This is a genomic window from Actinosynnema sp. CA-299493, from assembly GCF_050946825.1.
GTDB lineage: Bacteria > Actinomycetota > Actinomycetes > Mycobacteriales > Pseudonocardiaceae > Actinosynnema.
In genome coordinates, this window is the sequence record NZ_CP191993.1 from 7,039,940 (window position 1) to 7,053,053 (window position 13,114).

At 72.5% G+C, this 13,114-nt stretch carries 10 protein-coding genes; 8 read left to right on the forward strand and 2 right to left on the reverse strand.

The window, feature by feature from the left end; translation table 11 throughout:
* The 5 genes from ACQPYE_RS29495 to fxsT (ACQPYE_RS29515) all read left to right on the forward strand — a co-directional run bounded on the left by ACQPYE_RS29495 (window position 1) and on the right by fxsT (ACQPYE_RS29515) (window position 9,550).
* Window positions 1–702, forward strand: a complete 702-nt coding sequence (locus ACQPYE_RS29495) for an effector-associated domain 2-containing protein (RefSeq protein WP_498716031.1) — start codon at window positions 1–3, stop codon at window positions 700–702.
* 101 nt (window positions 703–803) lie between these two features.
* Window positions 804–2,306, forward strand: a complete 1,503-nt coding sequence (locus tag ACQPYE_RS29500; protein WP_498716033.1) for a VMAP-C domain-containing protein — start codon at window positions 804–806, stop codon at window positions 2,304–2,306.
* Window positions 2,303–3,328, forward strand: a complete 1,026-nt coding sequence (locus ACQPYE_RS29505; RefSeq protein ID WP_498716035.1) for an AAA family ATPase — start codon at window positions 2,303–2,305, stop codon at window positions 3,326–3,328. Before ACQPYE_RS29500 ends, ACQPYE_RS29505 begins: the two co-directional genes overlap by 4 nt.
* Window positions 3,325–7,668 (forward strand): FxSxx-COOH system tetratricopeptide repeat protein, encoded by a 4,344-nt coding sequence (gene fxsT, locus ACQPYE_RS29510; protein WP_498716037.1) that lies wholly within the window; start codon window positions 3,325–3,327, stop codon window positions 7,666–7,668. The genes ACQPYE_RS29505 and fxsT (ACQPYE_RS29510) overlap by 4 nt, the downstream gene beginning before the upstream one ends.
* Before the next feature lie 181 nt (window positions 7,669–7,849).
* Window positions 7,850–9,550, forward strand: coding sequence for an FxSxx-COOH system tetratricopeptide repeat protein (fxsT, locus tag ACQPYE_RS29515; protein WP_498716038.1), 1,701 nt, complete (start codon window positions 7,850–7,852; stop codon window positions 9,548–9,550).
* Between the two features lie 15 nt (window positions 9,551–9,565).
* On the opposite strand, the gene ACQPYE_RS29520 is transcribed toward fxsT (ACQPYE_RS29515), so the two are convergent.
* Both ACQPYE_RS29520 and ACQPYE_RS29525 read right to left on the reverse strand, forming a co-directional pair.
* Complete coding sequence (locus ACQPYE_RS29520; protein ID WP_498716040.1) at window positions 9,566–11,206, reverse strand: aKG-HExxH-type peptide beta-hydroxylase; 1,641 nt, start codon at window positions 11,204–11,206, stop codon at window positions 9,566–9,568.
* Between the two features lie 92 nt (window positions 11,207–11,298).
* Window positions 11,299–11,430 (reverse strand): FxSxx-COOH-like cyclophane-containing RiPP peptide, encoded by a 132-nt coding sequence (locus tag ACQPYE_RS29525; protein ID WP_498716042.1) that lies wholly within the window; start codon window positions 11,428–11,430, stop codon window positions 11,299–11,301.
* A gap of 257 nt (window positions 11,431–11,687) precedes the next feature.
* Between ACQPYE_RS29525 and ACQPYE_RS29530 the strand changes: the two genes are divergently transcribed.
* The 3 genes from ACQPYE_RS29530 (at window position 11,688) to ACQPYE_RS29540 (ending at window position 13,072) form a co-directional block, all read left to right on the forward strand.
* Window positions 11,688–11,963 (forward strand): hypothetical protein, encoded by a 276-nt coding sequence (locus ACQPYE_RS29530; RefSeq protein ID WP_498716044.1) that lies wholly within the window; start codon window positions 11,688–11,690, stop codon window positions 11,961–11,963.
* Between the two features lie 5 nt (window positions 11,964–11,968).
* Complete coding sequence (locus tag ACQPYE_RS29535; RefSeq protein WP_498716047.1) at window positions 11,969–12,343, forward strand: hypothetical protein; 375 nt, start codon at window positions 11,969–11,971, stop codon at window positions 12,341–12,343.
* Between the two features lie 213 nt (window positions 12,344–12,556).
* The gene (locus ACQPYE_RS29540; RefSeq protein WP_498716049.1) at window positions 12,557–13,072 is read left to right on the forward strand and encodes a lytic polysaccharide monooxygenase auxiliary activity family 9 protein; all 516 of its coding nucleotides are present in this window, start codon (window positions 12,557–12,559) and stop codon (window positions 13,070–13,072) included.
* Window positions 13,073–13,114: the final 42 nt, after the last annotated feature.

Sequence of the window (13,114 nt, forward strand, 5' to 3'; positions counted from 1 at the left end):
TTGACGCCGGGCCACGCCGTCGTCGCGATCGCCACCGACCCGGCCGCCGACCTCGACCTCGGTCGGCGGCTGCTCGTGGCCGTCCTCGACGGCCCCGCCCGCACCGCGCCGGGCCACGACGACGTCCTCTTCACGCGACCGCCGTCGGCCCGCTTCGCGGTGCGGCTCACCGAAGCCCTCCACCGGCACAACGACTCGGCCGCGCCCCCTCTCCGCTTACGGTTGGCCATGGCTCACGGCGAGGTCTCCACGGCGCTCGCCGTGCTCGGCTCCGAGGCCCTGCGGTCCGCGCACGCGGCCACCACCCGTCCCGTCACGATCGCGGTCACCGACGGCTACGCCCGGGCCCGCCCGATCACCGACCTCGACCGCCACCGGCTCGTGCGGGTGCCCGCGGTGCCCGAACCGGTCTGGCTGCTCGACGCCCGCGTGCCGGACGCCGAGGCCCTCTTCCACGCGCTGATGGCGCTGCCGTCGATGCGGCGGGAGGAGTCGCGCCGGCTGGTGCTCGACCTGCTGCCGCCCGCGATCACCGCCGCCGTGCCGCACCACCCGACCGACGCCCTGCACGTGAGCGGTTTGTTGCTGGCGTGCCTGGAGCACGAGGACGGCTTGAATGCCCTCCGCCACGCTTTGCACTTGGTGGAAGGTGAGGATTCCACACCAATGGTGTGGATTGACACCCTATTGCGCAATGAATGAACCCCGACCGGTAGCGACAATCCGTAACGTGCAACCCGGGACAAGCCGATACCGGAAGGGGTCGACCACTGGGCGCGGACCGCTCGAACGGGGGACCACCGATGGTCCATGCGGACGATGACGGCGGCCGAGGGCTGCTCATGCCCCTGGTCGACGTGCTGGCGCGCGTCCCGAGCCTGGCCGATCGCGCCGGTCGCGTCCTGGTCATCCGCATGATGTCCGCAGAATTGCGGGAAACCCTGATCGTCGAAGAGCACCACACCGCCATCGGGCACTTGTTCAACCTCGCCGAGGTCTGCCAGCAGAGGCCCGAACGCCTGTCGGCGCTCATCCGCATCGTGAGCCGCTTCGACCACGACTCGCGGTCGATGGTTGAATTGCGCCGCGTCGTCGCCGAACTGACGCCGATGGACCTCTTCCCGACCCACGAACGAGCAAGGCTGTTCACATTGCTGGCTGGCGTCGTCGTGCCCGACATCGCGGACATCTACCGCGTCGTGGCCGGACCGACCGCGCCGAGCCTGTACGGGCCGACGACCTACCCCGAGGTGTTCCGGGTCCTGGAGACGCTGAACGCGGGCGCGGACGGCGTGCCGCGGCCGATGGTGTTCGTGGAGCACATCGCGGCCCGCGTGCGCACCGAGCTGGCGATCGAGCTGCACCGGTGGAACGAGGCGCAGGCGGTGTCGATGAACCTGCTCCCGGAGCTGACCGCGGTCCGGGACGGCCTGCGCCCGGAGACCGCCCAGCCGCTCACCCCGCCGCCCGGCTCACCCGCCTACCTCGTGCTGCAACTGCGCCGGGAGGGGCCCAGCGGGGAGGAGTTCCGCCTGTCGCACTGGCGGCAGCTCGGCCGGCCCGAGCCGTGGTCGCCGCTGCGCGGCGCGGACTCGGTGGGCACGCTGGACGAGGTCAAGGAGCAGGTCGCCGCGCTGATCGAGCGGGTCGAGGACGACTGGGCGCAGTACAGCCCGGACATCCGGGTCGAGTTCGTGCTCGACTACGAGAACCTCAACCTCGACGTCGACCAGTGGCCGTGGGAGATCGGCGGGGACGACGAGGTGGTCGTGCCGGTGGGCTGCCGGTACCCGGTGGTGGTGCGCAGCCTCGAACGGATGACCACCCGGAAGTACCACCGGGAGTGGCGGCAGCGGTGGGCCGAGCTGACCGGGCAGCTGGGCCGGTCGGCCGGGCTCGCGCACACCTCGACGTGCCGCGCGTCGAGCGGCACCGAGCAGGGCCTGCGCGAGCTGCTGACGCGGTTCAACACCGAGCGCGGGCTGGTGTCCCTGGTGCTGAGCGCGCCGCCGTCGCCGGAGCACGCGGGACGTGACGAGGTCGCGGCCGGCGTGAAGGCGGGCGTGCCGCTGGTGGTGTGGCACCGGCACGACTGCGGCACCCCCGAGTTCGGCGACGTGGTCGAGTCCGTGCTGCACGGCCAGGACGAGCTGCACCTGCTGGAGCGCGTCCGCCTGGCCCGCAACACGGCGTTCAAGGAACGGCACCACGTCGGCGAGGCGCTGACGATCCTCTACGACGACCCGGAGCGGATCGTCGTGCCGAGCCAACCGGGTCCACCCCGGGAAGGGGTTGCGGTCGGATGAACGACGGCCAAGTCCACGCCGGCCGAGTCCACGCCGGCACCGTCTACCGCGGCACGGGGGACGTCGCGGTGGCGCCGGTCGCGGACCTGCCGCCGCCACCGCCGTGGCGGACGTTCACCGGTCGCGGCAGCACGTCCCGGCCGGCCGACGACGGCGGCGAGGGCGACCGCCGGGTGGGCGGCGTGCGCGCGGTGCGGCGGACACCGCACCCGAACGAGGTCGCGATGGTGGACGCGGCGATCCGGCTGCGGCGCCCGCTGCTGGTCACGGGCGCGCCGGGCACGGGCAAGTCGTCGTTGGCCTACCTGGTCGCGCGTGAGCTGGGCCTGGGTCCGGTGCTGCGCTGGCCGATCACCAGCCGCACCACGCTCAAGGACGGCCTGTACCTGTACGACGCGATCGCGCGGGTGCAGGCGGTGGGCGCGCACGACCCGGACTCCGGGATCGGCGACTACGTCCACCTCGGCCCGCTGGGCACCGCGCTGCTGCCCCACGACCTGCCGCGCGTGCTGCTGATCGACGAGCTGGACAAGGGCGACATCGACCTGCCCAACGACCTGCTGAACACGTTCGAGGAAGGCGAGTACGAGATACCGGAGCTGGTCCGGTACGCCAAGCACCGCGACGAGGTCGAGGTGCTGACCGCCGACCGCGGGCACACCGCGACCGTGCACCACGGCGTCGTGCGCTGCCGCGAGTTCCCGATCGTGATCATCACCAGCAACGGCGAGCGCGAGTTCCCGCCCGCGTTCCTGCGCCGCTGCCTGCGGCTGCACGTGCGGCAGCCGGGCAAGGAGCAGCTCGGCGAGATGGTGGCGGTGCACTTCGGCGACGCGCACGGCGTGGACGTGGCCCGGCTCATCGCGGACTTCCTGGCCCACCGCGCCGACGTCGGCACCGTGTCGGCCGACCAGTTGCTCAACGCCGTGCACCTGGCCACCTCCGGGTCCTACCAGCCGGACGAGGAGTGGGCCGAGCTGCTCAAGGCGATCTGGCACCCGTTGGCCGCGGAGGCCGGATGACCGGACCGCGGGCCGCGCCGCCGGCCGGTCGGGTGCTGCTGCAGCACCTCGACGCGACCGACAGCCGGGCGGAGGTGCTGCGCACGGCGGACCTGACCTTGCGCGAGGTCCGGGACTCGCTGTGGCTCGCCGGCGCGCTGCGCCCACCGGCGTCCGAGCCGACCGCGACCGAGCCGGCCGCCACCGCCGGCGAACCGCGGGACGACACCCCGCCCGCCCCTCCCCCGCCACCCTCGGAAGATCCACCGCGGGACGTGCCGGAGCCCGCGGACGGTCCGGGGTCGCGGCCGGGGTCGCGGGTCGAGCCCGGGACGGGCCGCATCGAGCGGTGGGCCCACACGACGATGACGCCGGCGCGTGCCGACCCCGTGCTCGCGGCGAGCGGCGCGGTGGGCGCGGTGTCGGCGTGGCCGACCGTGCCCGCGCTGCCGGAGCGGCGCGGCATCAGCCGGGCGTTGCGGCCGTTGGCGCGCCGGCAGCCGTCGCCCCGGTCGAAGGTGCTGGACGAGGAGGCGACCGCGGTGCGGGCCGCCCGGGACGGGCTGTGGCTGCCGGAGTGGCGGGCCGCGCCGTGGCGGCGCTTCGAGGTGGCGCTGGTGGTCGACACGACCGTGGCGGCCGAGCTGTGGCGGCAGACCGTGCGCGAGTTCCGGGTGCTGCTGGAGCGGCAGGGCGCGTTCCGGGACGTGCGGACCTACGAGCTGGACAGCTCGCGCACGGCGGCGCGGGACGTGACGCTGCGGTCCGAGGGCGGCGCGCGGCACGCGTGGCGCTACCTGGTCGAGCCGTCGGGCAACCGGATCGTGCTGGTGCTGACCGACACCATCGGCCGCGCCTGGCACAGCGGCGCGGTCGGGCACGTGCTGCACGCGTGGGGCCGGTCGATGCCGGTCGCGGTGGTGCAGACGCTGGCGCAGCGGCTGTGGTCGTGGGGCGGCCTGCCGACGAGGCGGGTGCGGCTGTCCGCGCCCGCGCCCGGCGTGCCGAACCGCAGGCTGCGCGTCGCCGGCGAGGTCGACGGCGGCGGCACGCCGGTGCCGGTGCTCGGCCTGTCCGCCGAGTGGATGGCGGGGTGGGCCAGGCTGCTGACCGCACCGGGCTCGGAGTGGGTGGAGACGACGGCCGCGCTGGTCGCGCCGCAGACCGCGCCACCGGCGGATCACGTCGACGAGGAGCCGTTGAGCGCGGTCGACCGGGTGCTGAGGTTCCGCACCTACGCCTCGGTGGACGGGTTCCAGCTCGCGGGACTGCTGGCCGCGACGCCGCTGAACCCGCGCTTGATGGGCTTGGTGCAGCGCGTGCTGCTGCCCGGCTCGGACCTCTCGGCGTTGGCCGAGGTGATGCTCGGCGGCCTGATGACGCGGCTGCCCGGGTCGAACGGCGCGAGCGACGCCGTCGCCTACGACTTCGACGCCGGTGTGCGGGAGGAGCTGCTGGCCACGTCGCGGCGCTCGGACACCGCCCGCGTCGCGCGCGTGCTCGACGCCTACGCGGGCGCCGACAACGAGGCCGTCCACAACTACCGGCTCGCGCTGGACGAACCGGACCGCACCCCGGAGCCGGCGCCGACGTCGGAGAACCTGCCCTACCTGAAGGTCCAGGAGGCGGTGTTCCGCGCCCTCTCCGGGGCCGCCTACTCCCGCAGGTCCAAGCGCATCCGGGAGCTGCTGGGCCCGGGCGACCGGGACCGCGTCCCCACCGCGGGTCCGGACGGCACACCCGACCAGGAGAACAACTCTGTGACGAACCTCGACATCCGACCACCGGCGCCAGTGGTCGGGTCGCTGCCGCGCGAAGGAGAAGACGTGGACGCTCCCGGTAGCCCGCTGTTCACCGGCGAGCGGCTCCCCGGTTCGACGCAGCCGCAGGTGTGGGGGCACGTGCCGTTGCGCAACCCGGACTTCGTCGGCCGCGACGACCTGCTGGAGTCGCTGCGCCTGCGGCTGGGCGAGGCCGGTCCGACCGCCGTGCTGCCCGAGGCGCTGCACGGCATGGGCGGCGTGGGCAAGTCGCAGACCGTGGTCGAGTACATCCACCGGCACGCCTCGGAGTACGAGGTCGTGTGGTGGATCCCGGCGGAGCAGCCGGCGCAGATCAAGTCCAGCTTCGTCGAGCTGGCCAAGAAGATCGGCGTCGCGGCCTCGGGATCGGCGGAGACGGCGGTGCCCGCCGTGCTGGAGGCGCTGCGGCGCGGCGAGCCGTTCCGCCGGTGGATCCTGGTGTTCGACAACGCCGACCGCCCCCAGGACGTGCGCCAGTACTTCCCCGCCGGCAACGGCCACATCGTCGTCACCTCCCGCAACTCCGAATGGGGCGGCTACGCCCGACCGGTCGCCGTCGACCTCTTCACCCGCGCCGAGAGCATCGAGCTGCTGCACCGCCGCGCGGGCGACCTGGACGACGACGAGGCCGACGCCCTGGCCGAGGCCCTCGGCGACCTGCCGCTGGCCGTCGAGCAGGCCGCCGCGTGGCGCGCGCAGACCGGCATGCAGGTCTCGGAGTACCTCCAGCTGCTGGAGCAGAACCGCACCGAGCTGCTGGAAGCGGGCACGTCCAGCGAGGACCAGCTCCCGGTCGCGGCGGCGTGGAACGTGCCCCTCAACCGCCTCAAGAACGACCACCGCGCCGCGTTGCAGCTGTTGCAGGTGTGCGCGTTCTTCGGCCCGGAGCCCATCTCCCAGAAGCTGTTCCGCGGCGTGCGCGACATGCCCGTGCCGGACGCGCTGCGCGAGGCGCTGGGCGACCCGATCAAGCTCAGCCGGGCGATCCGCGAGATCAGCCGGTACAGCCTCGCCAAGATCGACCACCGCAACAACGCCCTGCAGCTGCACCGCCTCGTCCAGACCGTGCTGAAGAACCGGTTGGACAACGACGAGCAGGCACGCATGCGGCACGCGGTGCACGTGCTGCTGGTCAACGGCGACCCCGGCGACCCGGACGCCTCGACCAACTGGCCGCGCTACGCCGAGCTCCTGCCGCACGCGCTGGTGTCGAAGGTGGTCGACTGCCAGGACCGCTGGGTGCGGGTCCTGGTGATGAACCTGGTCCGGTACCTGCTCAACGCCGGTGACTTCGGCGGCGCGCGCGACCTGGCCGGCCAGGCGTCGGAGTCGTGGCGCCAGTCACTGGGCGAGCGGGAGTTCGACACGCTGGAGATCACCCGCCGGTACGGCATCTCGCTGCGCAGGCTGGGTCGGATCGAAGAAGCGCGTGCCCTGAACCAGCGGACCTACGAGCTGTTCCGCGAGGTGATCGGCGACGACCACGAGGGCATGCTCAACATGCTCGACACCCTGGCCCTGGACCAGCGCGCGCAAGGGGTGTTCGGCGAGGAGCTGCTGACGCGCCAACGCATCTACGACCGCGCCGTCGAGATCCTGGGCGAGGACGACCCGCAGACCCTGATCTACGCGCACAACCTGGCCAGCTCGTTCCGGTTGACGGGCGAGTACGCCAAGGCGCTCGGGATCGACCAGGAAGTGCTGCGCCGGCGCAACGCGGTCATGGGCAACGACCACCCGCTCACCTTCGCCTCGTACAACAGCACGTGCATGGACCTGCGGGAGCTGGGCCGCTACGCGGAGGCCGCGCGGCGGCAAGGCGATTCGCTGGTGCTGCAACGGGAGCTGTTCGGCGACGACCACCCCCAGGTGATCGGCGCGTCGCGCAGCCTGGCGGTCGCGCTGCGGAAGGCGGGCGAGCACGTGCGCGCCCGGGAGGTGACCGAGGACGTCATCAAGCGCTACCGGAAGCGGCACGGCGACGAGCACATCGACACCACCACGGCGCGGATGACCCTCGCCCTCGACCTGCGCCACCTCGGCGAGCTCGACCGGTCGTGGGAACTGGCGCGGCGCAGCCACGAGACGTTCCAGCGCATCGTGGGCCGCAACCACCCGTACACCCTGGTCGCCGGGATCGCCCTGGCGGTGACGCACCGGGCGCGGGACGAGGTCGACGCCGCGCTGGCCCTGAACCGGGAGCTGCGCGCGACGTTGACCGACGTGTTCGACCACGACCACCCGTTCACCCTGGTGGCGACGACGAACCTGGCCAGCGACCTGGCCGCCGCCGGCAACCACGCGGAGGCCAGGGCGTTGGACGAGGACACCCTCGAACGGTCGACCCGGACGCTGGGCCCGGAGCACCCGTCGACCCTCGCGGTCGCCCTGAACCTGGCCATCGACCTGGGCAACGTCGGCGACGAGAACGCGGCGGCGGTCCTGCACGCCCGCACCGTGACCGGTTACCGCAAGGTGCTGGGCGACGAGCACCCCGGCACGATCACCGCCACGCAGTTCGTCCGGGCGAACTGCGACACCGACACGATGCAGTTCTGAGATCCGGCCGGTGACCGGTCAACCCGGTCACCGGCTCCCGACACCGGCGTCCAGGACGAACCGTCGTCCTGGACTGGTAAGCGCGCGCCCAAGACCTGGCGTCACGCGGTTCCCGGCCGGCGTCGGACGAGCCGAAGCCCTATCCGGAGAACAAGCGCGCGGTCAGCGTTGAGGAGCAGTCATGGACGTGTTCGACGAGCCCGCCCACCTGTGGGGTCATGTGCCGTTGGGCAACGCGCACTTCGTCGGCCGCGAGGACCACCTGGAGCAGTTGCGCCTGCTGCTTAGTCAGGCGGCGGGTGCGGGCCCTGCGCTCCCCGTGGCGCTGCAGGGCATGGGCGGCGTCGGCAAGTCGCAGACCGTGGTCGAGTACATCCACCGTCACGCCTCGGAGTACGAGGTGGTGTGGTGGATCGCTGCCGACCGGGTCGAGTCGATCACCAGGGGGTTCGTGGAGCTGGCCGAGCGGCTCGACGTGGCGGGCGAGGGGTCCGTTGACAGCGCTGTGCCCGCCGTGTTGGACGCGCTGCGCCGAGGAACGCCCTACCGCCGCTGGATCCTGGTCTTCGACAACGCCGACCGGCCGCAGGACGTGCGCCGGTACTTCCCCGCGGGCAACGGCCACATCGTCGTCACCTCCCGCAACTCCGAGTGGGGCGGCTACGCCCGACCGGTCGCCGTCGACGTGTTCACCCGTGCGGAGAGCATCGAGCTGCTGCGCCGCCGCGCAGGTGGCCTGGACGACGACGAGGCCGACGCCCTGGCCGAGGCCCTCGGCGACCTGCCCCTGGCCGTCGAACAGGCCGCCGCGTGGCACGCGCAGACCGTTATGCAGGTGCCGCAGTACCTGCAACTGCTGGAGCAGAATCGCGTCGAGTTACTGGAGGCGGGCACCTCGGACGACCAGCTCTCGGTCGCCGCCGCTTGGAACGTGGCCTTCAACGAACTCGAAGAACACCACCCGGCTGCTCTTCAGCTGCTCCAGCTGTGCGCGTTCTTCGGTCCGGATCCCATTCCGTTGCAGCTGTTCCAGGACGCGAGCGGTGCCGAGCTGCCCGAGCACCTCGCCACCGCGCTCGGCGACCCCATCCTGCTCGGCCGGGCGATCGTCCAGATCAGCCGCTACAGCCTGGCGAAGATCGACCGGCGCAACAACGCCCTGCAACTGCACCGCCTCGTGCAAACCGTGCTCAAGAACCGCCTGTCGCCTGCGCAACAGGCCCTGCTGCGGCACGCGGTGGACGTGCTGGTGGCGCGTGGCCGGCATGATCCGTTCGCCCCTCCGGGAGCCGGGAGGCAACGGCGCGCTGAGCGGACCACACCGAGAAGGCAAGGGCCCGCCATGTCGGTACGCCTCGGGTTCCTCGTCGACGTGATCCAGTACGGCAAGCGTTCCGGGGACCAGCGCATGGAGGCGCAACGCCGACTGCTGCACCTCGTCGACGCCGTCATGAGCCACCTGCGGCTCGACAGCGCCACAGTCGACCGCCAAGGAGGTGGTGACAGCGTGATGATCTTCCTCGGTGCGGAGGTGGACATAGTTCGGGTCCTGCCGCTGCTCCTCGAAGGCTGGCGGGACCTCTTGCGCGCCGACAACGAGACGTACAAGGATCGAGTCAGGCTGCGGATGTCCATAACAGCCGGCTCCGTCGCGCCGACCGAGTTGGGGTTCGCCGGAGAGCCCGCCGTGACACTGGGACGCCTGAACGAATGCGCGCTACTGCGAAGCGCGGTGACCGACAACGAAACCGCCGACCTGGTGGTCCTGATCTCCGGCGTGCTGCACAAGCTCGCAGAAGTCGACCAGCACGACCCCGCGTTCGTGTGCCGCCACGTGGACGAAAAGGAGTACAGCGACGACGCGTGGCTGTGGCTGCCATGAGCCGGGACGGGAGGCTTAGGCGACGCGGCCGGCGGCCTGGTCGAACCAGGTCACCAGCTCCACCGGCGACGGCGCGGCCCCCGTCCGCACGGCCACGCCGCGGTGCACCGCCCGCACCAGCTCGGGCGCCCGCCGCAGCACGTCCGAGTCGAGCGCGAGGCCCAGACCCGCCCACGCGGCCACGTCGTGCGGCGTGGCGCGCAGCCTGGCGGCGTAACCCTCGGCGGCCACGTCCCGCGCGCCGCGCAGGTAGGCGAAGTCCGGCCCGTCCCGGTGCGGCGCCCGGTCGAACTCGCGCGGGTCGAGCACGCGCAGCTTGAGCAGCGCCGCGAGCAGCGACTCACCCGAGCCGGCCGCGGGCACGACCGAGCCGTGACCTCCCTGACCGGGCGGGCGGCCGTCGAGCCAGGCCGCGACGGCGTCCCCGACCGCGCGCGGGTCCGGCCGGACGTGCCGCAGCCGCCAGGTCGTCGCGTGCTCGGCGGTGATCTCCTCGACGGCCGCGGCGACCTCCGGCGGGGAGTCCACCGGGCGGCACGCCGCGAGCCGCACGGCCACCGCCGCGACGAACTCGCGCCCCAGGTCGGTCAGCTCGACCGAGCTCCGCAGCCCGTCGACGGCGCGCCCCACCTGCCGGGCCCGGTAGGCGAGGGTGAACTCGGCGCGCCGGGCCAGTGCCGCGGGCGCGAGGTCGCGCTGGACGTGCCAGAACTCCACCACGCTGACGAACGCGTAGACGCCGTGCAGCAGCCCGTCGACGGGCCGCGGATCGTCCCGCCAGGGCGCGTAGTGCCCCGCCGCGCCGTCGGAGGTGTGCAGGTCGACCAGGTCGAGCAGCGCGTTGACCTTGGAGTGCTGCAACTCGTGCACGAGCGCTTCGGCGAACTCCGTCGCGGAACGCTTGGGCGACATGGCTATCGCGCCGAACGCCGCCGACGAGGACGCCGCGAACACGTCCCGCCGGGCGTCCAGCGGCACCACGGCCGACAACCCGGCCGACAGCTCCTCCGCCGCGCCGGGGTGCCGTGCGGTCACCAGCTCCCACGCCTCGTCCAGGTACTTGACCCACTCGTCCCACTCGCTGTCGCCCAACGGGTCCGGCGGCAGCGGTTGGCCGAACTCCCGGTACGGCCCGAGGTCGTCGACCACCACCTCGACCACGTGCCCCCGCGCGGAGCCGCGGTGCCGTCGGACGGCCTGCCACTCGACCGGACCCGGCGCCTCGACCGTCGTGCCCGCCGCCGAGTGGACCACCCGGGCCTGCCCCACCGGGAAGCGCCCGGACAACCGGTACGCGCCCACCGTCGGCAACGTGACCGCGCCGTGCACCACCGGCACGGTGACCGCGCACGGCTGTCCACCCCGGACGGCGGCGGCGACCGCGACGGCGTGGAACCAGCCGACTTCCGACCACAGCGGCGTGGCGTCGACCGCGGTGCCGAGCACCTGGCGCAGGGCACGGGACAACCAGACGCCCACCGAGTGGTGCATCAGGACTTCTTCCACCACGTCCGGCGCAGTCCGCTCCACATCGGACAACAACGTCCACGCGCCGTCGAGGTCGGCGAAGGGACCGAGCCGGGTCGCGAACGGGGAAGCGGCCTCCAGGAAAGCGCGCAACCGGAGCTTGCGAACGCTGTACTGGGTTCTCCGCAAAATTGTCATTCCAGCCGCGGAGACCGGTCCCGAGCAGATCTCGTCGAACACGAATCGGGGCAAGCGGTGCGTGCTCAACCCGCTGGGCACCACTAGGCCTGCTCCTGGACCGAATCGCCGAAGTCGCCCAACCGGAACCGGTCGAGCGTGCGACGAACGGCCTGGTCGAGCACGGTGTCGCGCAGCGTTCTCATCTCGGACAACGACGTCGAAGTGAGGTCCAACAAGTCCGAGGACAGTTCTTCTGGTGTTTCCACGGTCATACCGGCCGCCTCCCGATACCGTCCGATTCCATCATGCACGAACAGGCACATGTCCGGGAGTGGCCGAACGGATAATCCGCCCGACGGCCATCGCCCCTACGACGAACGGCCCCCGTCCCGACCGACGCGATCAGGTCGGATCGAGGGCGGGCCGGAGTCGAAGGGTGTGGGCCGGAAACTCCGGTGCCGCGGGACGCGCGCCGGTACGGTCGCCGCTCGTGGACAGGGTGCGGGTCAGGTCGAAGGCGGAGCTGGGCGGCGCCGGGTTGCCCGCCGGCCGGCCGGTGCTGGTGCTGGTCGGCGGCGCGGACGGGATGGCGCGGGACGCGTCGGAGGCGTTGGGGGTGGTGCTGCGCCGGTTGGCGCCGCTGCTCGACGCGTGCGGCGCGGTGGTGGTGGACGGCGGCACGGATGTCGGCGTGATGCGGGCGGTCGGGCGGGCGCGGGCGGCGGCGGGTGGGCGCGGGCGGCGGCGGGTGGGCGGTTCCCGCTGATCGGGGTGGCCGCGGAGGTCGCGGTGGACCTGGCCGCGTTCGAGCCGAACCACACCCACCTGGTGCTGGTGCCCGGTGGCGCGTGGGGTGACGAGTCGCCGTGGCTGGCCGAGGTGGCGGACGTGGTCGCCGGCCCGGAGCCGTCGCTGACCGTGCTGGTCAACGGCGGGCCGATCGCGTTCGCCGACGCCGAGCACAGCCTGTTCCACCACCGGCCGCTGGTCGTGCTGCGCGGCAGCGGGCGCACCGCCGACCTCATCGCCGAGGGCGCGGACGAGCGCTCCACCACGATCGCCTCCTCCCCGTTGACCACCGTGCTCGGGTTCGACGAACTGCACGCGCACGTCGAACGGACCTTCCGCCCGGACGGGGTGCGATAAGCGGCGGAGGAGTCGGGCGACGGACGCGATCTCCCTCCACCCGGCCGAATACGACCCCGGTCCGGCCTCAACCGACCAGTTGACGGTTGTCACCGACCAATCACAGAGAGTATGGTCTAGACCGGCCGCCGCGTTTGGGTGAACGCACCACCCAGCGCGCTCGGGTTGGCGTTCGCCACAAGCGTTTCCGCCCATCCGATCAGAGGAGTCCACATGTCACTCCGCCGAAGGATCGCCGCAGTGGCGGCAGGCGTGCTCGCCGCGCCGCTCGTGACGATCGCCCTGCCCTCGGCGCCCGCGTTCGCGCACGGGTACGTCTCGTCGCCGGCCAGTCGTCAGGCGCAGTGCGCCCGCGGCGTCGTGTCGTGCGGCGACATCAAGTGGGAGCCGCAGAGCGTCGAAGGCCCGCAGGGCCTGCGCAGCTGCAACGGCGGCGTCGCCCGGTTCGCCGAGCTGAACGACAACAACAAGGGCTGGCAGGTCGCGAACACCGGCCGGACCGTCACGTTCAACTGGACCTTCACCGCACGGCACCGCACCGCGAACTACGAGTACTACGTCAGCGGCAGGCGGGTCGGTTTCGTCGACGGCGGCATGCAGCAGCCCCCGGCCACCGTGTCGCACACGGTGAACCTGGGCGCGTCCGGCCGTCAGACGGTGCTCGCCATCTGGAACATCGGCGACACCTCCAACGCGTTCTACGCCTGCATCGACGTGAACGCGAGCTAACCCGCGAGAGTCCTACGTCCAGCACGCGAGAGTCCTACGTCC